The organism is Kitasatospora saccharophila (genome assembly GCF_039529925.1).
Classification (GTDB): domain Bacteria; phylum Actinomycetota; class Actinomycetes; order Streptomycetales; family Streptomycetaceae; genus Kitasatospora; species Kitasatospora saccharophila.
The window spans coordinates 1-22,993 of the sequence record NZ_BAAANS010000046.1; the positions used below are offsets into that span (position 1 = coordinate 1).

18 protein-coding genes are annotated in these 22,993 nt (G+C 75.2%); 14 read left to right on the top strand and 4 right to left on the bottom strand.

What is annotated here, in order from left to right; translation table 11 throughout:
- Window positions 1-225 precede the first annotated feature (225 nt).
- The 9 genes from ABD345_RS28450 to ABD345_RS28490 all read left to right on the top strand — a co-directional run bounded on the left by ABD345_RS28450 (window position 226) and on the right by ABD345_RS28490 (window position 11,572).
- Window positions 226-1,638, top strand: a complete 1,413-nt coding sequence (locus ABD345_RS28450; RefSeq protein ID WP_344556076.1) for a sensor histidine kinase — start codon at window positions 226-228, stop codon at window positions 1,636-1,638.
- Complete coding sequence (locus ABD345_RS28455; protein ID WP_344556078.1) at window positions 1,590-2,258, top strand: response regulator transcription factor; 669 nt, start codon at window positions 1,590-1,592, stop codon at window positions 2,256-2,258. Before ABD345_RS28450 ends, ABD345_RS28455 begins: the two co-directional genes overlap by 49 nt.
- Before the next feature lie 313 nt (window positions 2,259-2,571).
- Window positions 2,572-4,218, top strand: a complete 1,647-nt coding sequence (locus ABD345_RS28460; protein WP_344556079.1) for a DUF2637 domain-containing protein — start codon at window positions 2,572-2,574, stop codon at window positions 4,216-4,218.
- Window positions 4,219-4,367: 149 nt separating this feature from the next.
- Complete coding sequence (locus tag ABD345_RS28465) at window positions 4,368-5,654, top strand: DUF6986 family protein (protein ID WP_344556081.1); 1,287 nt, start codon at window positions 4,368-4,370, stop codon at window positions 5,652-5,654.
- An 80-nt stretch (window positions 5,655-5,734) separates the two neighbouring features.
- Entirely contained in the window at window positions 5,735-6,382 is a 648-nt protein-coding gene (locus ABD345_RS28470) for a YigZ family protein (protein WP_344556083.1), read from the top strand.
- Window positions 6,383-6,702: 320 nt separating this feature from the next.
- Entirely contained in the window at window positions 6,703-8,208 is a 1,506-nt protein-coding gene (locus ABD345_RS28475; protein ID WP_344556085.1) for a hypothetical protein, read from the top strand.
- Window positions 8,209-8,410: 202 nt separating this feature from the next.
- Entirely contained in the window at window positions 8,411-10,072 is a 1,662-nt protein-coding gene (locus ABD345_RS28480; protein WP_344556087.1) for a restriction endonuclease, read from the top strand.
- A gap of 61 nt (window positions 10,073-10,133) precedes the next feature.
- Window positions 10,134-10,577 carry a DUF6278 family protein gene (locus ABD345_RS28485; RefSeq protein ID WP_344556088.1) on the top strand — a complete coding sequence of 148 codons (444 nt, stop codon included), beginning with the start codon at window positions 10,134-10,136 and terminating at the stop codon, window positions 10,575-10,577.
- A gap of 221 nt (window positions 10,578-10,798) precedes the next feature.
- Complete coding sequence (locus tag ABD345_RS28490; RefSeq protein WP_344556162.1) at window positions 10,799-11,572, top strand: ZIP family metal transporter; 774 nt, start codon at window positions 10,799-10,801, stop codon at window positions 11,570-11,572.
- A gap of 9 nt (window positions 11,573-11,581) precedes the next feature.
- Here ABD345_RS28490 and ABD345_RS28495 read toward each other — a convergent pair whose 3' ends face one another.
- Complete coding sequence (locus ABD345_RS28495) at window positions 11,582-12,052, bottom strand: MarR family winged helix-turn-helix transcriptional regulator (RefSeq protein WP_344556089.1); 471 nt, start codon at window positions 12,050-12,052, stop codon at window positions 11,582-11,584.
- Between the two features lie 139 nt (window positions 12,053-12,191).
- On the opposite strand from ABD345_RS28495, the gene ABD345_RS28500 reads away from it, so the two are divergent.
- Window positions 12,192-12,524 (top strand): DUF2218 domain-containing protein, encoded by a 333-nt coding sequence (locus ABD345_RS28500; protein ID WP_344556091.1) that lies wholly within the window; start codon window positions 12,192-12,194, stop codon window positions 12,522-12,524.
- 22 nt (window positions 12,525-12,546) lie between these two features.
- Here the strand turns inward: ABD345_RS28500 and ABD345_RS28505 are convergent, their stop codons facing one another.
- From ABD345_RS28505 to gabT, 3 genes are all read right to left on the bottom strand, one after another.
- Window positions 12,547-13,626, bottom strand: coding sequence for a glycoside hydrolase family 18 protein (locus ABD345_RS28505; RefSeq protein ID WP_344556092.1), 1,080 nt, complete (start codon window positions 13,624-13,626; stop codon window positions 12,547-12,549).
- A 121-nt stretch (window positions 13,627-13,747) separates the two neighbouring features.
- Entirely contained in the window at window positions 13,748-14,386 is a 639-nt protein-coding gene (locus tag ABD345_RS28510) for a phosphatase PAP2 family protein (RefSeq protein WP_344556093.1), read from the bottom strand.
- A 366-nt stretch (window positions 14,387-14,752) separates the two neighbouring features.
- The gene (gabT, locus tag ABD345_RS28515; RefSeq protein WP_344556095.1) at window positions 14,753-16,108 is read right to left on the bottom strand and encodes a 4-aminobutyrate--2-oxoglutarate transaminase; all 1,356 of its coding nucleotides are present in this window, start codon (window positions 16,106-16,108) and stop codon (window positions 14,753-14,755) included.
- Window positions 16,109-16,327: 219 nt separating this feature from the next.
- Here gabT and ABD345_RS28520 point away from each other — a divergent pair, with 219 nt between their 5' ends.
- From ABD345_RS28520 to dxr, 4 genes are all read left to right on the top strand, one after another.
- A complete protein-coding gene (locus tag ABD345_RS28520; RefSeq protein WP_344556097.1) occupies window positions 16,328-18,343 on the top strand; it encodes an ATP-binding protein in 2,016 nt (671 codons plus the stop codon).
- A 151-nt stretch (window positions 18,344-18,494) separates the two neighbouring features.
- Window positions 18,495-20,060, top strand: a complete 1,566-nt coding sequence (locus ABD345_RS28525; RefSeq protein WP_344556099.1) for a PucR family transcriptional regulator — start codon at window positions 18,495-18,497, stop codon at window positions 20,058-20,060.
- A gap of 126 nt (window positions 20,061-20,186) precedes the next feature.
- Window positions 20,187-21,629 carry an aldehyde dehydrogenase family protein gene (locus tag ABD345_RS28530; protein ID WP_344556101.1) on the top strand — a complete coding sequence of 481 codons (1,443 nt, stop codon included), beginning with the start codon at window positions 20,187-20,189 and terminating at the stop codon, window positions 21,627-21,629.
- 109 nt (window positions 21,630-21,738) lie between these two features.
- Window positions 21,739-22,968: a 1-deoxy-D-xylulose-5-phosphate reductoisomerase gene (gene dxr, locus ABD345_RS28535; protein WP_344556103.1), complete on the top strand. Its 1,230-nt coding sequence runs from the start codon at window positions 21,739-21,741 to the stop codon at window positions 22,966-22,968.
- The last annotated feature ends 25 nt before the right edge of the window (window positions 22,969-22,993 follow it).

The window sequence follows — 22,993 nt, forward strand, 5'->3', positions numbered from 1 at the left end:
GGGGGGACCCTGTGGGAGAGTAGGACGCCGCCGAACAATCATTCAGGAAAAGCCCCCCGACGGGAAGTCGGGGGGCTTTTTCGCGTTCCCGGGGCGGTAAGGGTCGGCCGGGGTGGTGCTAGCTCCACCTCAAAGACGGGTGGCACGGCCAATGTGCCGGCCGTGGTGCTGACGAGAGACTGAGAGCGTTCAGGGGACGGCGTCCTACTTCTCGGGGAGCGGATTTTGGCGACGACAGCATGGTTCGGTGATGGCGGGGCCGCCAGGTCCCTGGTCGCTGAGCGGGCGCGGGCGGGGGTGCGGGCCTGCGGGCAGGCCGTGGTGATCGTGGGGGTCGCGGCGGCTGGTCTGGTGGTGCCGGTGCTGGCGGTCGTGTGCACGGTTCTGATCGTGGGGCAGCTGTTCGACCAGGGGCCGCTGGGGCTGTACGCGGCGGTGCCGAGCGCGACCGTGGTGGGGGTGTCGACGCTGTACTGGTTCGTGCGGCGCGGTGCGGGGTGGACGCGGTGGCGGGTGGGGCGGGAGGCCGGCGAGCCGTGGAGGGTGGTGTACTCGCCGCGGGAGGCGTTGGAGCAGGACGCGCGCGGATTCTGGTGGACGGGGGTGTCGTACCACCGGAGGCAGGAAGTGGCGCGGCTGGTGCAGTTCGTGCGCTGGGCGGTGCGGGATCACCAGGTGCAGCGGGAGGGGGCGTGGCTGCTGGCCAATCCGGTGGGGGTCGTGCTGTTGCTGGGGGTGCCGATGGCGTCGTTGTGGGGCGGCCTGGTCTTCATGGGCTCGGCCACGGTGGACTCACGGCATTTCTTCGGGTTGAACAGCCAGCCGTTGAACCTGCTGTTCTCCACGTTGATCGGCGGGGTGCTGGCCGCGGCCGGGCTGTCGGCGATGCCGTGGGCGGTGCGGATGCACGGGGCGTTCGCCTGCCGGGTGCTGGGCGGCGGGCCGCAGCCCAGCCGGGCGCAGTTGACCGAGCGGGTGGCGCAGTTGACGGAGACCCGGGCCGACGCGGTGGACGCGCAGGCGGCTGAGCTGCGGCGGATCGAGCGCGATCTGCACGACGGGGCGCAGGCGCGGCTGGTGACGATCGGGCTGACGCTGGGGACGATCGAGCACCTGATGGCCCCGGGTCAGACGGCGGCCCGCGAGCTGCTGGCGGAGGCCCGGGAGGCTTCGGCGAAGGCGTTGCAGGAGTTGCGCGATCTGGTGCGGGGCATCCACCCGCCGGTGTTGGCGGAGCGCGGACTGCCGGACGCGGTGCGCGAGTTGGCGTTGACGGCGGTGGTGCCGACGGAGGTGACGGTGAGTCTGCCGGGGCGTCCGGAGGCGGCGTTGGAGACGGCGGTGTACTTCAGCGTGAGCGAGCTGCTGGCGAACGCGGCGAAGCACGCCCGGGCCCGGCACGTCTGGGTCGACGTGCTGCACCGGGCGGGCCGGCTGCGGGTGGTGGTGACGGACGACGGCCTGGGCGGGGCGCGGATGGAGGTGGACGGAGGGCTGCGCGGGATCGAGAAGCGCTTGGGTACGTTCGACGGAACGATCTCGCTCGACAGTCCGGTGGGCGGGCCGACCACGATCACGATGGAGCTGCCGTGCGCGTTGTCCTCGCCGAGGACCTCTACCTCCTCCGCCAGGGGCTGAGCAGGCTGTTGGAGATCCACGGGTTCACCATCGCGGCGGCGGTGGAGACCGGGCCGGATCTGCTGGCGGCGCTGCTGTCCGAGCGGCCGGACGTGGCGGTGGTGGACGTCCGGCTGCCGCCGACGCTGACGGACGAGGGGCTCCAGGCGGCACTGGCGGCGCGCCGGGAGATCCCGGGGCTGCCGGTGCTGGTGCTGTCGCAGCACGTGCAGCAGTTGTACGCGCGGGAGTTGCTGGCCGACGGCACGGGCGGGGTGGGGTACCTGCTCAAGGACCGGGTGTTCAACGCGGACCAGTTCGTGGACGCGGTGCGGCGGGTGGCGGCGGGCGGAACGGCGATGGACCCGGACGTGATCGGTCGGCTGCTGCAGCACAATGCCGGGTCGGAGCCGCTGCAGCGGTTGTCGCCGCGGGAGCGGGAGGTACTGGGGCTGATGGCGGAGGGCTGTTCGAACTCGGCGATCGCGGCGCGGTTGACGGTCAGCGACGGGGCGGTGGCCAAGCACATCGCCAACATCTTCGGGAAGTTGGAGCTCGCGCCGACCGAGGACGGCAACCGGCGGGTGCTGGCGGTGCTGGCGTACCTGAACGGTGCGGTGGAGCGGTCGGTGGGCAACTGAGCCGCCAGCCGGGCGAGGGCGCCGGACGGGCGGCGGGGCCGGCGGGCCGGAGGGCGTGCGGTGCGGGCCCGGGAGCGGTGCGCGCATTGGTTCGGACCAGTGGAGGTGTGGTGGCGATCGGAGGCCGTGGTCCGGGCTGGCGCCGGGGGAGAACGCCCGTGCGAGTAGTATCCGGTGGGCCGAGTCTGTCGACGGTGCACCGACATCGCGTTCTGACGCGATGACGTGAAGCGTGCACCCCGGGGCGGGGACGTGTACTCGGCGGCTACAGGTCGTATACGGCAGCTGCCGAGTCCCAGGGGTTGATCAACGAATGGCACGTCCTTCCCTTACCCGCGCGCACCGGGCACTGCTGGGTGTGGTGGCCGTCGGTGCGTGCGTGATCTCGGGCATCGGTTTCGCGGGGTCGTACAACTCGGTGCGCGACCTGGCGATGGAGAAGGGCTTCGGCGCCTTCTCGTACGCCTTCCCGATAGGCGTCGACGCGGGCATCGTGGTGCTGCTCTCGCTGGACCTGGTGCTGACCTGGCTGCGGATCCCGTTCCCGCTGCTGCGGCAGACGGCCTGGCTGCTGACCGCGGCGACGATCGCCTTCAACGCGGCGGCCTCCTGGGGCGACACGCTGGGCATGGCGATGCACGCCGTGATCCCGGTGCTGTTCGTGGTGGTGGTCGAGGCGTCCCGGCACGCGGTCGGGCGGATCGCGGCGATCACCGCGGACCGGCACATGGAGTCGGTGCGGCTGATGCGCTGGGTGCTGTCGCCGGTGCCGACCTTCCGGCTGTGGCGGCGGATGAAGCTCTGGGAGCTGCGTTCGTACGACGAGACGGTGCGGCTGGAGCAGAACCGGCTGGTGTACCGGGCGCAGTTGCGGTTCCGGTACGGGCGCGGCTGGCGGCGTTCGGCGCCGTTCCAGGCGCTGCTGCCGCTGAAGCTGGCGAAGTACGGCGTCCCGCTGGACCCGACGGTGCTCGACCGGATCGACGGTCCGCTGACGGTGCCGGGCGGCGCGGTGCCGGGCGGTGCGGTGGAGGCGTCCGGGCAGGAGGTGCCGGCGGTGCTGGGCGGTCGCGGCCAGGTGACGCAGGCTCAGCCGGCGGCGCAGGCCCGACCGGTGGCCCTGGGCGCGCCGGCCCCGCAGACGGTGCCCCAGGCGCAGGCGCAGGCGCAGGCGCAGGCGCAGGCGGTGCCGCAGGTCTCCGCGGCGGTGGCGGTGCCGACGCTGGCGAAGCTGGCCGCGGTGCGGCTGCGCGACCAGCAGGACCCGGAGGCGGCGCAGGCCGCGCCGGTGATCGACCCGTCCGCCGAGCTGAACGTGTGGACGGCCCGTCCGGTGCGCTCGCACGTGGCGCCGCCCGACCAGGAGGTGCACACGGCGCGGGTGCCGGGGCAGGCGTCGCCGTGGTTCAAGGCACCGCGTCCGAGCGGCCCGGAGGAGGAGCTCCGTCCGCAGTCCGGCTACCAGCCGCCGCGCTCAGAGGCGTACGCCGAGCAGGGCGGTGGCCGTCCGGAGGAGTACCAGCCCGAGGAGTACCAGTCCGAGGGGTACCGGCCGGTGGCGAACGGCCACGGCCAGGCGCCGCGTCCGCAGCAGCAGGTGCAGCAGCAGGTGCAGGTGGAGGTCGGGGCGGAGCCGATCCTGGTGCCCGGCCGGCCGATGCGGCTGGAGGCGATGATGGCGCCCGAGCCGGAGCCGCTGCCGTTCGAGCCGGAGGACGCCCCGGCGCGCCGTCCGATCCCGGGCGGGGCGGAGCCGCTGGACGCCAACGAGTGCTTCGACGCGCTGGTCAGCTACATGGAGGAGAACCAGCGGCAGCCCGACGAGCGCCGCTTCGCGGAGTACCTGAGCCAGCGCGGCGTCCAGGGGTCGCGGCCGGACGGCGGGGTCGCGGTGAAGGACGTGGAGAAGGTCTGGCAGGACCTCCAGGAGCGGTACATGGAGTCCGGCCGCGGGGAGTGACCCGCGGCGCCGTTCGGAGACAACCACGAACGCGCGATGGCCGTCCGCCGGTTCTTCCGGCCGGGCGGCCATTGACGGTTCCGCGGGACCACCACTACTTTCGCATCAACAAATTGTTGAAGTCGTGCGGTGAGTGGAGGAGCCCCAGGATGTCGCAGCCTGCCCAGGTCGGTGCCGCCCGGTCCGTCTCGTTCTCGGACGCCGCCCGGGCGGCCGTCGAGGCGCTCCTGACGCCGGTGGACGCCGAACTGACGCGCCGTTACCCGGGCGAGCGCGGCGCGCGGCAGCCGGTGCACACCGTGTACGTGCCGGCCGACGCGTTCGGGGCGCACACCGTCCGGGAGTGGGGCGCGCAGGCGCTCGCCGCCCTCGACGAGCACGCCGGGACGCCGGAGCGGCTGGCCGAGGCGCTCGGGGTCGCGGACGACGCACTGCTGGCCGACGTGCACGCCCGGGTGCGGGCCAAGCTGGAGCGCGAGCCGATCGAGGACCTCCGGATCGACTTCGAGGACGGCTACGGCCCGCGCCCCGACGCCGAGGAGGACGCCGAGGCCGTCCGGGCCGCCCGCCTGGTGGCCGCCGCGGTCGCCGACGGCAGCGCCCCGCCGTACGTCGGGATCCGGATCAAGTGCATGGAGGCCCCGGTCCGGGCCCGCGGCATCCGCACCCTGGAACTGTTCCTCGGCACCCTGGTGGCCGACGGCGGCGGCCTGCCGGACGGGCTGGTGCTGACCCTGCCCAAGGTCACCCACGCCGCCCAGGTCGGCGCGCTGGTGCGGCTGCTGGAGGACTTCGAGCGCCGGGCCGGCCTGCCCGCCGGGCGGATCGGGTTCGAGATCCAGATCGAGACCACCCAGGCGATCCTCGGCCCGGACGGCCGGGCCACCGTCGCGCTGATGATCGAGGCCGCCGAGGGCCGCGCCACCGGCCTGCACTACGGCACCTTCGACTACAGCGCCGCCTGCGGGGTCTCCGCCGCCCACCAGAGCATGGACCACCCGGCGGCCGACCACGCCAAGGCCGTCATGCAGGTCGCCGCGGCCGGCACCGGCGTCCGGCTCTCCGACGGCTCCACCAACGTCGTCCCGGCCGGCCCGACCGAGCAGGTGCACGCCGCCTGGCGGCTGCACCACGGCCTGGTCCGCCGCTCGCTGGCCCGCGCCTACTACCAGGGCTGGGACATGCACCCCGCCCACCTGCCCACCCGGTACGCCGCCGTCTACGCCTTCTACCGGGAGGGCCTGGAGACGGCCTGCGCCCGGCTCGCCGCGTACGTCGCCAAGGCCGGCGGCGACGTGCTGGACGAGCCCGCCACCGCCCGCGCGCTCAGCGGCTACGTACTGCGCGGCCTGGACTGCGGCGCCGTCGACCTCGCCGAGGTCACCGGGCGCACCGGCCTCGACCGCGCCCGGCTGGACGCCCTGGCCGGGCGGTGAGCGGGAGCCCCGGGCCCGGGGCATAGGCTGGGCGGTGCCCGAACCGTACGCACCGACCGACAGCGGAGAGCAACAGCGCCATGGCGGAGCCGAGCCCCAAGCCGTACCTGACCGTCCGGGGCTCCGGCAGCCGTGAACTGGAGATCAAGAAGTCCCGGTTCATCTGCCACCTGGCGCGGGTCGCCGACGAGGAGGAGGCGCAGGCGTTCATCGCGGGCATCCGCAAGCAGTACTGGGACGCCCGGCACAACTGCACCGCGTTCGTGGTCGGCGGCGAGCAGCCGCGCGAGCGCTCCAGCGACGACGGCGAGCCCGCCGGGACGGCCGGGGTGCCGATGCTGGAGGTGCTGCGGCGGCGCGGGGTGACCGACACCGCGGCCGTGGTGACCCGGTACTTCGGCGGGATCAAGCTCGGCGCGGGCGGCCTGGTGCGGGCGTACGGGGCGGTGGTGTCCGAGGCGCTGGACGGACTCGGGCTGCTGGAGCGGCGGCCCGTCGCGCTGCTGTCGGTGACCGTCGACCACACCCGGGCCGGGCGGCTGGAGAACGACCTGCGGGCGGCCGGGTACGCGGTGGCCGGGCTGGAGTACCTGGCGGACGGGGTGCGGATCGAGGTGGGCGTCCCCGAGCCGGAGACGGCGCGGTTCCACACCTGGCTGGCCGAGGCCACCGGCGGATCGGCCGGGGCCCGCCCGGCGGGGCGCACCTTCGTCGAGGTCGAGGTCTGAGGCCGGGACCCGGGGAGGCCGCCTGACGGCTGGTCAGTTCCGGCCCCGGCAGCGGGGCGTGCGGTGCGGCGGGACCATTCGGGTCCTCGTCCGGGAACGCGTGCATCCCTCGCGGAGGAGCGGGTAGCAGAGGCGGCACCGGAGGTGTCCCCGTTGCCGCCGGATGACACCCGATCGAAGGAAACGGGGCCGGATGCGGAACTTCCGCTCCTGGTCATTTCGTCTCCTAGATAGCAGGAACAACGATTCGCCCGATCCGCCATCGACCTCCGGGAGGAGGACTCGCAGAGCCCAGCACCGCACCACGGGAGGTTCCGCGCATGCCCACCGACCACGCCCAGCCGCCCTACCGGCTGACGGCCGCGACACCCCGCCCGCACCACGACACCGCCGCCCTCGTCGACCAACTGCTCGCCGACTGGCTGAAGTCCGAAGGCCACGAGGAGCCCGCGCCCCGCGAACGGCACGCACCCCCCGAGCGACTACGGCTCGGCGAGCGGGTCCTGCTGGACCGCGACGGCGGCCCACTGCCCGGCCGCGGCCCCGGCGCCCGCTACGGCCGCCGCAGACTGCGCACGCCCGCCGCGCACGGCACCGACCAACTGACCCTCACCCTGGCCTCCGACACCGCCGACGGCCCGACCCGGCTGCGGATCGAGGCCGAGCACCTCCCCGCCGGGCCCACCGTCGCCCCGCCCGGCCGGGCACCCGTCCCCGACCTGGTCCGCCGCCTGCTGCCGCTGCTCGACGCCGCCGAGGGCCCCGTGCCGCTCACCGTCGCCCCCCGGCTGCTGGCGCCCGCCGACCTGGACGGCCTGATCGACGAACTCTGCGACCCCGAACGGCGGCTGCCCACCGTGGTGGCCAGCGTGCCGCCCGCCGTCCCGGTCGAGCAGTGGCGGCACCAGGTGCTCGACCCGCTGCTGCGCCAACTCCCCGGCCTGGCCTCGCTGTACGTGCTCGGGCACGGCGCGCTGCCCCGGTTCAACCTGGCGCTGGAGTACCACAAGGTGTACGGCGGCGCGGTGCGCACCTTCCTGCCCGAGGTCGATCCGGCCTCCCGGGCCGACGCCGCCCGCCACCCCGTCCTGCCGCGCGGCCGGATCGACGAGAACCCGCGCCGGGCCGCCGCCCTGCTGGCCCGCGAACCGCGCCGGATCGCCGCCGAACTGCCGCTGCCCGCCCCGCTGGACGCCGTCCCCGCGCTGTGGCTGCCGCCCGAGGTCCGCAAGGCCCCCGCCGCGCCCCGGGCCGTCGTCGAGCGCCCGCCGGTGCGCCTGGAGCGCTGCCGGCTGCGGATCGAGCCCCCGCGCGAACCGCGCCGCTCCCGGTGCGGCACCGGGCCGGTCAGCTTCGGCGAACTCGTCGACCGCTTCGGCGAGTTCCCGCTGCTGCAGTTCACCGGCGACAGCAAGGAGACGCTCGCCCTGGACGGCCAGAGCGAGGCCGACGGCTGGGCCCGGCTCACCTGGGACGGCCTGACCGCGCTCCAGGAGTACGCGGACGCGGCCGTCCACGGCAAGGCCGGCGGCGACTTCAAGCAGTGGTGCGAGCACACCCCGCCCGGCTGCCACCGCTTCCCGCCGCGCAAGGCGGTCCGCGGCGAGTCCCGCACCGTCGCCAGTCACGGCAAGTGGAAGCGCCAGCGGATGCTGCCCGTCCCCGCCGTCGTCGACTCCTCCTGCCGCGCGTTCATGGGCGCCCACCTGCGGATCGGCGGCGGCGGCACCGCCCCCCGGGTGCACTACCTGGACGACTGCTCCGGCAGCGGCCGGATCTACGTCGGCTACATCGGGCTGCACCTGACCAACACCCGCACCAACTGACCGCTCCCCGGGGGCCGGTGCCGCACCGGCCCCCCGGGCCCGGCCCCCGGGGCTGACCAGACGTCAAGGGTCGGCCAAACCGCCGGTGTTGGCTGACCGCGGAGCCCGGACGGGGGACAATGCTGCTCGGGCCCCGCCGCGGCGGCCCGCCGACGTGCGCCGGACGACCGGACGACCGGACGAGCAGGGGGAAGCACCGCCGATGCAGCATCCAGCCGAGGGCAGCCCCGACGGCACCACCACGGTGCTCCAGCCCGGATTCCTCGCCTCGCTGTTCCGCGAGCTCGGCGCCGACGAGGACGAGGAACCCGCCACCGCGTCCGGCCCCGCCGGTCCCGCCGGGGACCGCTCCGCCGGGCCGGCCCCGACCGCGGTGCCCGCGCAGCCCGGACCGGCCGAAGCGGCGGAAGCGGCGGACGACCCGGTCGCCGCGCACGGCCGGGCCGCCGCGCTCACCCACCACCGCACCCTCGCCGTCCAGGCCGACCACCAGCGCCTCGCCGACCTGCTGCGCCGGGCCGCCCAGCCGGTGTCCGCGATGGACTTCGGGAGCCAACTGCGCAGCTACCAGCCCAAACCGTTCCCGGACGCCGGGCCCGAGGCCGAACCCGAGCCCGCCTGGGCCGACTTCGCGCCGCCCGAGCCCGCCGACACCGACCCCGACCGGCCCCGCTCGCGCCGCCTGCTCGACTCCGGCTACCAGCGCGAACTCGCCCAGGCCCGGCTGCGCCACCAGCGCGCGCTGCGCGAGTGGCGCACCCGGCAGGCCGAACTCGCCGACAGCGGCGCCGTCGCCGCCCGGCAGGCCCACGAGGAGGCCGAGCGGGCCCGGGCCCGGGCCGTCCAGGAGTACAACGACAGCCTGGAGGAGTGCCGCCGCGCCTACCGGCAGGCCGAGCCCGCCGCCGTCGAATCGCTGCTGGAACGCGCCCTGGCCGCCGCCGAGGGCGCCACCCGGGACCTGCCCGCCCCCTGCCGCGCCGTGTTCCGCGCCCTCACCCGCACCGCCGTCCTCGACCTCGACCTGCCGCCGCTGGACACCGTCCCCGCGCTGGCCGGCTACCGGCTCACCGAGACCGGCGAGGTCGCCCCCGTGCCCCGCCCCGCCGCCGACGTCCGCACCGACTACCTGCGGCTGGCCGCCCGGCTCGCGCTGCGCGCCCTGCAGGCCGCCGACGCCGTCGACACCGACGGGGTGCTGGCCGGCGTGGTCCTGAACGGCTGGCTGCGCGTCCCCGGGCAGCCCCCGCAGTGCCTGCTCTCCGTCGACGCCGACCGCGACGCGCTGGCCCGCACCCGGCTCGTCCCCGACGCCGGGCACCTCGGCGACGAGGGCGCGGACGGCGGCGTATACGCGGAGGCCGAGCACGACGACTCGCTGCTGCGGCTGCGCGCGCTGGCCGCCGTGATCACCCCCGACCCGTACGCGGGCGAGGCCGTGCTGCCCTGGGGCAGCGCCTCCTCGGCGGTGCCCGCGCTCGGCGAGCTGTCGCCCGGCGAGTTCGCCCTGCTGGTGCGCTCCGTCCTGACCGCGGGCGGCCTGCGGGACTGGAGCGTGCGGCTGCGCGGCCCGGCCGGCCTGGTCGCCACCGCCGAGGGCGAACCCGGCAGCGGCCTGCCCGGCCGCTGGGTGGTCTGGGCCTCCCGCGGCCCCGGCCCGGTCACCGCCGAGGAGATCGCCACCCTGGCCGAGGCCGTCCGCGAGGAGGGCGCCGACCGCGGCCTGCGGATGACCTGCGGCCGGTTCACCGACGAGGCGCTCGACCTCACCGCCGAGGAGGGCCACCAGCGCATCCACCTGATGGACGGCCCCGGCATCCGCGAACTGGCCCGCACCCACCTGGAACTGCCGCTGACCCCGTGAGCCCGCCGGGAACCGGCGGGTCCGCCCGGCGGCCGGCCCGACCGGCTGTCAGGCTGGGGGAGTGGAGAACCGATTCCCCGGCCACCGGAACGACCGGCGCGCGGCCGCGCGGGGCACCCGGCAGACGGCCGAGCAGGAGCACGAGCGCGAACTGGCGATGGCCGAGATGTACGCCGAGTGCGGCCTGCTGCGCGAACTCGCCGAGTCGGCCGGCGTCCGCCTCGACGACACCGTCGACTCGCTGACCGCCCTCGACCAGCTGCTGCCCCGCTGGCGCGACGACCCGCAGGTCTCCCAGTGGCTCGGCACCGACGCCGGCCTCTACCTCGGCACGGTGATCCGCCGCCGGGTGCCCGACGCCCGCTGGCGGCTCGCCGCCGACGGCCGCCCGCTGATGGTGCTCGGCACCGGCTTCGAGCTCGACGCCACCGCGATCGGCCGCGACTGGGCCGAGCAGGGCGCCCCGCAGCTCGCCGCGGTCTACCGGGCCGCCGACGACGGCTGAGCGCCGCCGCGCCGGGGCCCCGGCCGTCACCCCGACGGTCCGTCCGGGCGGCGCGCCGCCGGTGCCGCCCGCAGGCTGGTCGCAGGGCCCGGCACCGTCCGGCCCGGGCCGGACGGACTGGATGCCCGTGGGCAGCGGTCAGCGCAGCCGTCCGGCCCCCGGCACCGTGACGGGGGAGGCCGAAACTGACCGCCGTGCTGGTCGCCGCGGGCGCCTTCCTGATGACCCTGATCGGCGGCTTCGTCGCCCAGCGCACCGGGGACCGCCGCCACCTCGTCCTCGGCTTCGCCGCCGGACTGATGCTCGGCGTGGTCGCCTTCGACCTGCTGCCCGAGGCGATGGAGCAGGCCCCGCAGCAGCTGCACGGAGTCCCCGAGGCGCTGCTGATGTTCGCCGCCGGCTTCCTCGCCATCCACGTCGTCGAACGCGCCGTCGCCATCCACCGCGGCCACGAGGGCGAGTACGCCGCGCACAGCCACGGCCACGCGCACGGCCACGCGCACGGTCACGCGCCCGGGCACGCGCCCGGGACCGGCCACGCGCCCGGCGAACGGCAGCGCGAGCAGGGCGTCGGGATCGCGGCCGCCTCCGCGCTGGTCGTGCACAGCATGATGGACGGCTTCGCGATCGGCGCCGCCTTCCAGGCCGGGACGACGGTCGGCACGGTCGTCGCCATCGCCGTCGTCGCGCACGACTTCGCGGACGGCTTCAACACGTACACCCTCACCCGGCTGTACGGGAACAACCGGCGGCGGGCCGTCGCGCTGCTGTTCGCCGACGCGCTCGCGCCCGTCACCGGGGCCGGGATCACACTGCTGTTCACCATCCCGGAACAGCTGCTCGGGCTCTACCTCGGGTTCTTCGGCGGGTTCCTGATGTACCTGGCGACCTCCGACATCCTGCCCGAGGCGCACAGCCCGCACCCGTCCAAGGGCACCCTCGCCTGCACGCTGCTGGGGGTGGCGTTCATGTGGCTGGTGGTGGGGCTGGCGTGAACGGGGACGCTACGGGGTGGGACCGGCCTCGTAGACCTCCTCGGCGTGCCGCAGGGCGCGGAGCAGGGCGTCCTGTTCGGCGGGGCTGACCGGGCCGAAGTACTCCTGGGCGACCTCGTGCCGGACCCGGGAGATCCGCTCCAGCGCGCGGTGCCCGTCCTCGGTGAGGACCAGGCGCACCGCGCGGCGGTCGGCCGGGTCGGGGGTGCGGGCGACCAGGCCGGCCTCCTCCAGGGCGTCGACCACGGTGGTGGCGGAGCGCGGGGCGATGTGCAGGCGCTCGGCGAGTTCGCTCAGCCGCATGGTCCGGGCGCTCTCGCAGCCGGGCGCGTGGGCGAGGGTGCGCAGCGCCCGGCCCTGGGCGGGGGTGAGGCCGTACGGTTCCAGCCGCTGCATGGTCCGTCGGCGGATCCGCTTCATCGCCCGGGTGAGCGCGTCGGCGAGTTCCGCGGCGGTGTCGGCGGGGCCGGGGGAGGTCATGGGCACAGGTTAGCGGTCGGCTCGGGGACGGTACGGAGGGTGATCGATCTCGCCTCGATAACTTGTTGAGCTTGGCTCAGCAATCGAGTAGCTTAGGCGAGCCTAACCACCTCTGTGCCATCGATCCGAGGAGTCCGCCGTGGCCCGCTCCACCGCCCGCGTCACCACCGACCGCCCCGCCCGCTACGCCAAGCAGCTCGCCGCCCACATGGGCCGCAAGGTCCCCGCCGAGTGGTCGGAGGAGACCGGCCGCGGCTCGCTCGCCTTCGGCGCCGGCCGGGCCGAGCTCACCGCCGAGGACGGCGCGCTGCTGCTGTCCGTCGAGGGCGCCGAGGAGGCCCTCGCCCAGCTGGAGGACGTGGTGGGCCGCCACCTGGTCCGCTTCGGCACCCGCGACGAGCTGGTCGTCGCCTGGCGGCGCGAGGGCGGCGAGGCCGGCACCGTCCAGCGCCTCACCGGCGAGGAGGGCTGACCGTCCCGCCGCCCGCGGCCGCTCAGCCCTGGCGCAGCGGGGGCATCGGCACCGGCACCGCGAAGGCCGTGGCCCCCGCGCCGACCCCGCCCTCGCAGCTGTTCGGCGGCGCGGTGGTCACGCCCCGGGTGGACGGCTTCTCGGCCGCCCAGAACATGAAGCCCAGCAGCCCGGGCGTCGTCCCCGCCCCGTTCGGCGCGGCGCTCTGCACCCAGCTGCCGGTGGCCTTCTGCACCGAGTTCGCGAAGTCGGTGCACTCCGGGCGGACCTGCGAGCCCTCCGCGATGTACAGGCCGCCGGTGAACTTCGCCGGGGCCAGCGGCGGGATCGCCGGGTTGTAGGTCGGCTTGCCGTCCAGGTGCTCCTGCCAGTTGGCCACCGCCGAGGAGGCGGACGGCTGCTTGCTCGGCACCATCGCGTTGGCGTAGTCCAGCACCGGGTTCGCGGTGGTCAGCCAGTGCGCGGTGGCGTACTGGTCGATGCCGATCAGCCAGCGGTCCCCGGCGGCCACGTCGATGGTCAGCCGGGCGGTCGGGTCCGCGCCCGAGGCGTCGTACGGGTGGGCGGCCCGGTACGCGTCCACGAACGCCTGCAGGCCGGTCAGGTTCGGGCTGTTGCTGTTCTCGTAGTCGATCTCGATGCCCACGCCGAGCCTGCTCGCCAGCGCCGCCGCCTTCTGGCCGAGCAGCGCGCCGTTCCGGGCCAGCGCGGTGTCCCAGTCGCCGGTGTACGTGATGCCGCCGATGGAGAGCATCACCCGGATCCCGTGCGCCGTGAAGTAGTCCACCACCCGCTGGTCCATGCCGACCGGCACCCCGGCGGCGTTCCCCGCGTCGGTGGTGCCGTTCAGCAGCCGCAGCGGGTTGACGAAGCTCAGCACCACCACGTTCACCGAGGGGCGGCCGTCGCCGCGGTCGACCAGCCAGTGGTTGGCGGCGTCGAACTCGGCGAGGTCGCGGGTCTTCGCCCAGGTGCAGGCGTCGTTGCTGCAGTGCCAGGCGCCGTACACCTGCACCGGGGCGGCCGCCGCCGCGGCCGGTTGGACCGGCAGCGCCGTCACCGCCAGGGCGAGCAGCGAGGCCGCCACCGAGAAACGCGTCATGGGCATGACTGGGGAACGCACATTCGCCTCCCGGCGATCGCGTGCTGATGGGTGGGGAACAGGGTGCGCGCGGGCCGGGAGGGCGTCAATGGTCTGGACCGAAACGGCGGCTGGCGGAACGTCAGTCGCCAGGTCGCGGCCGGTCCGGCAGTAGGCGCGGCAGCAGTCGGCGCAGCCCGAGCAGCAGCAGACCGGCCAGGCACCAGCTCGCCAGCACGTCCAGCAGCCAGTGGAAGTCGCTCCACACCAGGCCCGCCCCCACCCCCAGGCACACCAGCGCGGCCACCGCGCCCACCCGCCGTCCGGCCGCCGCCGACAGCACCCGGGTCAGCAGCAGCGCCGCCGTCCCGTACGCGATCGAGGAGGTCGCCGTGTGGCCCGACGGGTACCAGCCCCACTGGCTCCCGGCCAGCGGGACCCCGTACGGGCCCGGCCGGGCGAACCACACCTTCGCCGGCACCACCAGCAGCGGGACCAGCACCGCGGCCACCACCGCCACCGGCACCGGCACCCACCAGCGCGGACGCCCCCCGCGCCGGGCCAGCCAGGCCGCCAGGCCCGCGCAGCCCAGCAGCACCGGGACCGCGACCAGCCCGCCGCCCAGGTCCGACAGCGCCACGCCCAGGTGGTTCAGCGGCGCCGAACCGATCGACCGGCGCAGGTGCCGCACCCCGTCGCGCACCGCGGTGTCGAGCCCCAGCAGCGGCCCGTCCACCGCCACCTGCCAGGAGACGACGGTCAGCACCACCGCGAGTGTCATGGCCAGGACAGCAAAAATCGGCCGCCCCGGAGCAGGGGGGAGAGCTCCGGGGCGGCCAAGGCGATCGCCGCGCCGTGCGGCCCGGGGGGTGTGGGCGGGACGGCCGGTCGATCGGTCAGGTGCGTCCGCCTCGGCGGCGGACGGAGTGGTGGGCAGTGGGTGCTGTTCGCTGTCCATCTGTGATGACAGTACGTCAAAGCCGAGTCCCGGAACGGCCGACCCGCCATCGTGCACAGCATCTTCACCACCGGCGGGGCCACCTCCACCCACCCGTCCGGCGGCTGAACGCGCGGGGGCGGGGCGGGATCCGCTCCGCTCCGCCCCCGCGCCGCCCACCAGCGGATCCGTCCGTTCCGGAGGTCCGGATCAGACGCCCGCGAAGGCCGACTCCAGGATGTCCAGGCCCTCGGTCAGCAGGTGCTCCGGGATCACCAGCGGCGGCAGGAAGCGCAGCACGTTGCCGTAGGTGCCGGCGGTCAGCACCACCAGGCCCTCCGCGTGGCAGGCCTTCGCGATCGCCGCGGTCGCCTCCGGGTGCGGCTCCTTGCCGCCCGGCTTCACCAGCTCCACCGCGATCATCGCGCCGCGGCCGCGGACCTCGCCGATGCGCACCCGGTCGGAGTCGGCGAACTTCTCCTGCACGGCCCGCAGCCGGCCCAGCATGACCTCGCCGATCCGCCGCGCCCTGCCGTTCAGGTCCTCGGACTTCATGGTCTCGATCGCGCCCAGCGCGGCCGCGCAGGCCACCGGGTTGCCGCCGTAGGTGCCGCCCAGGCCGCCCGAGTGCGCCGCGTCCATGATCTCGGCCCGGCCGGTCACGGCCGCCAGCGGCAGGCCGCCGGCGATCCCCTTCGCGGTGGTGATCAGGTCCGGGACGACGCCCTCGTCCTCGCACGCGAACCACTGGCCGGTGCGGCAGAAACCGGTCTGGATCTCGTCCGCCACGAACACGATCCCGTTCGCCTTCGCGAACTCCACGATCGCCGGCAGGAAGCCCTTGGCCGGCTCGATGAAGCCGCCCTCGCCCTGGATCGGCTCGATGATGATCGCCGCGACGTTCTCCGCGCCGATCTGCTTGGTGATGACCTCGATCGCCTGCGCGGCGGCCTCGGCGGCGCAGTTCTCCGCGCCCGTCAGCCAGCGGTACGGGTACGCCACCGGGACGCGGTAGATCTCCGGCGCGAACGGGCCGAAGCCCTGCTTGTACGGCATGTTCTTCGCCGTCAGGCCCATGGTCAGGTTGGTCCGGCCGTGGTAGCCGTGGTCGAACACCACCACCGCGGTCCGCTTGGTGTAGGCGCGGGCGATCTTCACCGCGTTCTCCACCGCCTCGGCGCCCGAGTTGAACAGCGCGGTGCGCTTGTCGTGGTCGCCCGGGGTCAGCTCGTTCAGCTGCTCCGCCACCGCCACGTAGCCCTCGTACGGGGTCACCATGAAACAGGTGTGCGTGAACGCGGCCAGCTGCTCGGTCGCCCGCGCCACCACGGCCGCGGCGCTGTTGCCCACGTTCGTCACGGCGATGCCCGAACCGAAGTCGATCAGGCTGTTGCCGTCCACGTCCTCCAGCACGCCGCCGCCGGCCCGCGACACGTACACCGGCAGCGTGGTGCCCACACCGGCCGGCACCGCGCCGAGCTTGCGAGCCTGCAGCTCCTGCGACTTCGGGCCGGGGATCGCGGTGACCAGTCGGCGCTCCTGCGGGAGCGGCGTTGCAGCGCTCATCTGTCTTCTCCAAGTTCTTGACGCGGTAACCGCAGGCTACGACCGGCCGCGCGGCCCAGGCATGCGCCACTCGGTACTGCTGGGCCGCCCCAGTTGTCCGGCGCGGCCAGTGGCCGAAGATCGGCTGCGCGCCCGCGCACTCCACTACATTGGCCCCGGGTGTGTCGGTGGGACGGCGGAGCGGGTATGGCACCGCCGGCAACGTAGGAGGGGCCCGAAGTGGAACTGAACGACGCGAGAACCCAGCACACCCACCCCCATCTCCCCCCGCCCCGCGCACCCTTCCACCTCCCCACCTGGGCCAGCGCCCCCCGCCCCGAGGCCGCCCCCGGCATCTACCGGCAGCACCACACCCCGCACGACCCGAAGGCCGCCGAACAGGCGAAGACCCCGGCGGGGCCGCTGCTGCTGCGGGCTGCGCTGAACCTGCTGGTGGCCTTCTTCCTGTACCGGTACGTGGTCGAGGCCGAGGTGTTCCTGATCCAGGCCGTGGGCCTGGGGACCCAGCTCACCAGCGCGCTCGCCAACCCGATCGCCCTACTGCTAGGAGTGGTCGCCGCGGTCCTGGAGATCTGGGTCTTCGGCCGGATGGGCCGCTGGCGCGAGGTCGGGCGCCGTTTCCTGCTCCCGGTGCTGTCCCACACCGTCACCGAGGTTCCGACCACCCCCGAGGCGGTCCCCGTCGTCGACGTGTGGGCCGAGCTGCGGCCGGCCGGTGAGGCCGTGCGGCGGCTGGACGGGGAGCCGGTGGGGGACGTGGACTACGTGCGGCTGCACCAGGCGTGGCGGACGGTGGGGACGGACCCGGTCGCGTGGCAGGAGTTCGCGCAGCAGCTGGCGGCCAGGGGCGCGGCGGCCTGCGCGCACCCGTCCGAGCAGCGGGACCTGCCGGGCGGGCGGGCGGCGCGGCACGACCTGCTGGTGCGGCAGGTGCGGCTGGGCACGGCGCAGGACGTGCCGAAGAACCCGGTCACCCACCGCAACGCCGGGTTCGCGCTGGACCCGCGGGTGCTGGGCACCTCGCTGCTCGCCGTCGGCCCGGCCGGCACCGGCAAGACCGCCTCGCTGGCCCGTCCGGTCGCCGAGGCGCTGTGCCTGCAGGCGCTGGCGGGCGCGGCCTGCGCGGTGGTGGTCGGCGCGGCCGACGCGGACCTCGGGCCGGACGACTGGTACGACGTGGTGATCGCCCCCGGCGACCCGGCGGCCCCGTACGGCCTGGACCTGTACGGCGCGGTGCCGCACTCGGACGAGGCGGCGGCCCGGCTGGCCGACGCGCTGCTGCCGGACGAGCTGGCGCCGCGGGCGGAGAGCGCCCGGGCCGCGATGCAGCAGGTGGTCGGGCCGTACCGGGCGGCGTACGGCGGCTACCCGGGGGTGCGGGCGCTGCGGGCGCTGCTGGCGGGGGACGAGGAGGGCTGGGCGGAGCTCGGCGAGCGGCTGCGCAAGTCGGGCCGGTGGGCGGAGTTCGAGGCGGACCTGCAGCAGCGCGAGCGGGCGCACGGCCGGGCCGACGACCCGGGCGCGCTGCTCGCGGACCGGCTGGCGCTGCTGGACCGGCCCGCGCTGGCGGCCGGGTTCTCCGGCGGGCCGGACGCCAAGCCCGCGTTCGCGATGCGCGCCCTGGAGCACCCGCTGCGGGTGCGGGTGAAGCTGCCCGAGCGCAGCCACCCGGAGGCCGCCCGGATCCTGTCGCGGCTGTTGCTGGGCCAGTTCACCCAGGCCGCCGCCGACCGCCGGGACCGCGAGCTGTTCGCCGGGCTGGTGCTGGACGACGCGACCGCCGCGGTCGACGCGCAGGCGGTGCGCGGCGTGCAGCGGCTGCGCGGCGCCAACGCGGGCGTGGTGCTGCTGCTGCGCACGCTGTCGGACCTGCCGGAGGCGCTGCGGGCGCCGCTGTTCGGCGCGGTCGGCAACCGGATGGCGTTCCCCGGCATCGCGCCCTGGGACGGCCGGCTGTTCTCCGAGGCGTGGGGCACCCACCTGGTGCGGGAGACCGCGGTGACGCACGTCCCGGACACCTCCGGAGGAACGGTTCGCCGCGCCGGCCGGCTGGTGCGCAAGGCGCTGTCCGGCACCACCGCGCAGACCGAGTCGGTCACCACCCGGGACGTCGAGCGGCACCGCTGGTCGCCGTCCGACCTGGCGCACGCGCTGCCGTCCGGGCACGCGGTGATCTCGCTGACCTCGGTGACGGGGGAGCAGGTGCCGCCGCTGCTGGTCGACCTGCGGCACTGAGCGGGCGGGTCGCGGGCCGATCATCGTTGGGTCACGGAAGCTACGGACCGGCGGATTTCGGCACTCCGGGTTGTCCGGAGCGTCCATAATGGGGGAGACCCCTCCTCGCCCGGCCGCAACGGCGCGTCCAGGTCGAACCACCGAAGGTGCCATGCCCCCCACTCTCGCCTCCGTCGTCCGCACCACCGCGCTCCACCTGACGGTGCTGGCCGGCGCGGACCACCTGGAACGACCCGTCCGCTGGGTGCACACCAGCGAGTTGGACGACCCGACCCCCTTCCTGGAGGGGGGAGAGCTGCTCCTGACCACCGGCATCAAGCTGGGCAAGGGGGCCGCCGGGCTGCAGGCGTACGTGCACCGGCTGGCCGACGCTGGCGTGGTCGGCCTGGGGCTGGGCGTCGGCCTCTCGCACAGCGAGGTGCCGCAGGCGCTGGTGGAGGCCGCCGCGCAGCGCGGGCTGCCGCTGCTGCGGGTGCCGGAGGCGACGCCGTTCATCGCGATCTCCAAGACCGTCTCGGCCGCGCTGGCCGCCGAGCAGTACGAGGCCGTCACCACCAGCTTCGAGGCGCAGGAGGAGCTGACCCGGGCCGCGCTCGGCAAGGACGGCACCACCGCGGTGGTGCGCCGGCTGGCGGCCCGGCTGGGCGGCTGGGCCGCGCTGTACGACGGCTCCGGCGCGCTGTCCGCGGTGGCCCCCGACTGGGCCGCCCGGCGGGCCGGCCGGCTGGCCGCCGAGGTCGACCGGCTGCGCCGCCGCCCGGCCCCGTCGAGCGCTGCCCTGCAGGGCCGGGCCGGGACGATCGACACCGCCGACGAGGACTACGTGGTGGTCCAGTCGCTCGGGGCGGACCGTCGCCCGCGCGGCTTCCTGGCGGTCGGCACCGAGGACCGGATCACCCCGACCGAGCGGTACGTGCTGAACGCGGCCGTCGCGCTGCTCACCCTCACCCTGGAGCGCTCGCGCGAGCTGCGGCAGGCCGAGGAGAAGATGGGCGCCGCGCTGCTGCGGATGGTGCTGGCCGGCGAGGTCGGCACCGCCCGGCAGGTCGCCGCCGGGCTGTTCGGCGGCCTGCCCGAGGGCACCGTGCGGGTGCTGGTGGCGGCCGCCGGGCCCGGCCCGGAGGCCGCGGAGGCGCTCGGCGAGCTCGCCGACCGGGCCGAGAACGCCGGCGGCAAGGTCGGCGAGAAGCTGCTGGTGTCCCGCGAGGACGGCGCGCACGGGCCGCGGCTGACGGTGCTCGCGCTGGACAACGGCTCGGTGCACCGGGCCTGCCTGGGCGCCGTCGAGGAGCACGAGGGCCTGTCGCTGGGCGTCTCCGCCCCGGCCGAGCTGGAGGACGCGGGTACCGCCCGGGCCCAGGCCGAGCGGGCCCTCGCGGTCGCCCAGCGCGGCGGCCGGCGCACCGTCGACCACGAGGAGGTCGGCGCCGGTTCGCTGCTGCCGCTGCTCGGCGAGGACGCCGTCACCGCGTTCGCCGAGGGCCTGCTGCGCCCGCTGCGCGAGCACGACCGCACCGCCCGCGGCGACCTGGTCGCCTCGCTGCGGGCCTGGCTCTCCCGGCACGGCCAGTGGGACGCGGCCGCGGCCGACCTGGGCGTGCACCGGCACACGCTGCGCTACCGGATGCGCCGGGTCGAGGAGCTGCTCGGGCGTTCGCTGGACGACACCGACGTCCGGATGGAGCTGTGGCTGGCGCTCAGGTCGGGCGAGGAGTAGGCCGTCCCGTCCTCCGCGGCGTCCTAATCGGGCCCCGGTTTCGTCCCGTCCGGCCAATCGGAAACCCCGATCCCGGCCCCTACCGTGAAGGCGACAAGTCTTTCGAGGGAAGGGGCCGGTGCGACCGTGACCACCACTCATGAGTTCTGGCTGGCCGGGCGGCGGGCGAGCGGCGAGACGGCGTTCGAGGTGCGCCACCCGCACGACGGCGGTCTGGTGGCGACGGTCGGCGTGCCGACGGACGCGCAGGTGGAGGAGGCCGTGGCGGCCGCCGCCGCCGCGGTGCCGGTGTTCGCCGCGACCCCGGCGCACCAGCGGGCGGCCGCGCTGGACCACGTCGCCAAGCGGCTGGCCGAGCGCACCGAGGAGATCGCCCGGCTGATCACCGCGGAGAACGGCAAGCCGATCAAGTGGGCGCGCGGCGAGGTCGGCCGGGCCGTGTCGGTGTTCCGCTGGGCCGCCGAGGAGGCCCGCCGCACCAACGGCGAGACCATGCGGCTGGACACCGACCCGGGCGGCACCGGCCGGTACGCGATCGTGCGGCGCTTCCCGCGCGGCGCGGTGCTGGGCATCGCGCCGTTCAACTTTCCGCTGAACCTGGGGGCGCACAAGGTGGCCCCGGCGATCGCGGTGGGCGCGCCGATCATCCTGAAGCCCGCCCCGGCCACCCCGCTGTCCGCCCTGGTGCTGGGCGAGATCCTGGCCGAGACCGACCTGCCGGCCGGCTCCTGGAGCGTGCTGCCGGTGGAGAACGCCAAGATGCCCGCGCTGGTGCGGGACGAGCGCCTGCCGGTGATCTCGTTCACCGGCTCCGACAAGGTCGGCTACCAGATCATGGACTCGGTGCCGCGCAAGCACGTCACCCTGGAGCTCGGCGGCAACGCCGCGGCCGTGGTGCTGGCGGACTGGAACTCCGAGGCGGACCTCGACTGGGCGGCGAGCCGGATCGCGCTGTTCGCCAACTACCAGGGCGGCCAGTCCTGCATCTCGGTGCAGCGGGTGATCGCCGACGCGAGCGTCTACGACCGCCTGGTGGAGAAGGTCGTCGAGAAGGTCCGGGCGCAGGTCACCGGCGACCCGTCGGACGAGGCCACCGACGTCGGCCCGCTGGTGGACGAGAACGCGGCCGTGCGCGTCGAGTCCTGGGTCGAGGACGCGGTCGCCAAGGGCGCCAAGCTGCTGACCGGCGGCAGCCGGGACGGCGCCGCGTACGCCCCGACCGTGCTGGCCGAGCTGCCCGCGGACGCCATCCTGGCCAAGGCCGAGGTGTTCGGCCCGGTGCTGTCGCTGCACCGGGTGGAGGGCACCGAGGAGGCGTTCGCCGCCGTCAACGACTCGGCGTTCGGCCTGCAGGCGGGCGTGTTCACGCACGACGTGCAGACCGCGTTCCGGGCCCACCGCGAGCTGGAGGTCGGCGGCGTGGTGATCGGCGACGCGCCGTCCTACCGGGCCGACCAGATGCCGTACGGCGGGGTGAAGGACTCCGGCGTGGGCCGCGAGGGCGTGCGCTACGCGATGGACGACTTCACCTTCGAGAAGGTGCTGGTCCTCACCGGTCTGGACCTCTGAGCGGTCCCGGCAGGACTCCGGACGCCCCGCCCGCCGCCGCCCCCGGCGGTCGGCGGGGCGTTCGCGCCGGGGGCCGGGGCAGGCCCGGCGGCAGGACACAATGGGGGGCATGAACTCGCTCGCCCATCCGCAGTCGCGCTTCACTCCGGTCGTCCGGGACCCGCAGGGCCCCCGGGAGTTGGTCATCCTGGGTTCGACCGGTTCGATCGGCACCCAGGCCGTCGACGTGGTGCTCCGCAACCCCGACCGGTTCGAGGTGGTCGCGCTGTCCGCGGCCGGCGGCCGGGTGGAGCTGCTCGCCGAGCAGGCCGTCGCGCTCGGCGTGCGCGCCGTGGCGGTGGCCGACCCGGCGGCGGTGGGGCCGCTGCGCGCGGCGCTGGCGGCGAAGGCCGGCGGGGCCCCGCTGCCCGAGGTGCTGGCGGGCCCGGACGCGGCGACCGAGCTGGCCGCCTCGGAGTGCCACTCGGTGCTGAACGGCATCACCGGCTCGATCGGCCTGGCCCCGACGCTGGCCGCGCTGCGGGCCGGCCGGGTGCTGGTGCTGGCCAACAAGGAGTCGCTGATCGTCGGCGGCCCGCTGGTGAAGGCGGTCGCGAAGCCCGGCCAGATCGTGCCGGTGGACTCCGAGCACGCCGCGCTGTTCCAGGCGCTGGCCGGCGGCACCCGCGCCGAGGTCCGCAAGCTGGTGGTGACCGCCAGCGGCGGCCCATTCCGCACCCGCACCCGCGAGCAGCTGGCGGGCGTCACCCCCACCGAGGCGCTGGCGCACCCGACCTGGGCGATGGGCCCGGTGGTGACGATCAACTCGGCGACCCTGGTGAACAAGGGCCTGGAGGTGATCGAGGCGCACCTGCTGTACGACGTGCCCTTCGACCGGATCGAGGTGGTGGTCCATCCGCAGTCGGTCGTTCATTCGATGGTGGAGTTCACGGACGGCTCCACGCTGGCCCAGGCGAGCCCGCCGGACATGCGGATGCCGATCGCGCTGGGCCTCGGCTGGCCCGACCGGGTGCCCGACGCGGCGCCCGGCTGCGACTGGACCAAGGCCGCGACCTGGGAGTTCTTCCCGCTGGACGACGTGGCCTTCCCGGCGGTCGAGCTGGCCCGCGAGGTGGGTACGCTCGGCGGGACCGCTCCCGCGGTCTTCAACGCCGCGAACGAGGAATGTGTGGACGCTTTCCTGAAGGGCGTGCTGCCCTTCACCGGAATCGTGGACACTGTGGCGAAGGTGGTCGCCGAACACGGCACCCCGGCGGCGGGAACTTCGCTCACGGTGGAGGACGTACTCCAGGCGGAGCACTGGGCCCGCGCCCGGGCCCGGGAACTGGCGGCAGGTTAGGCACGACGGAGGCGACGCGGTGGAC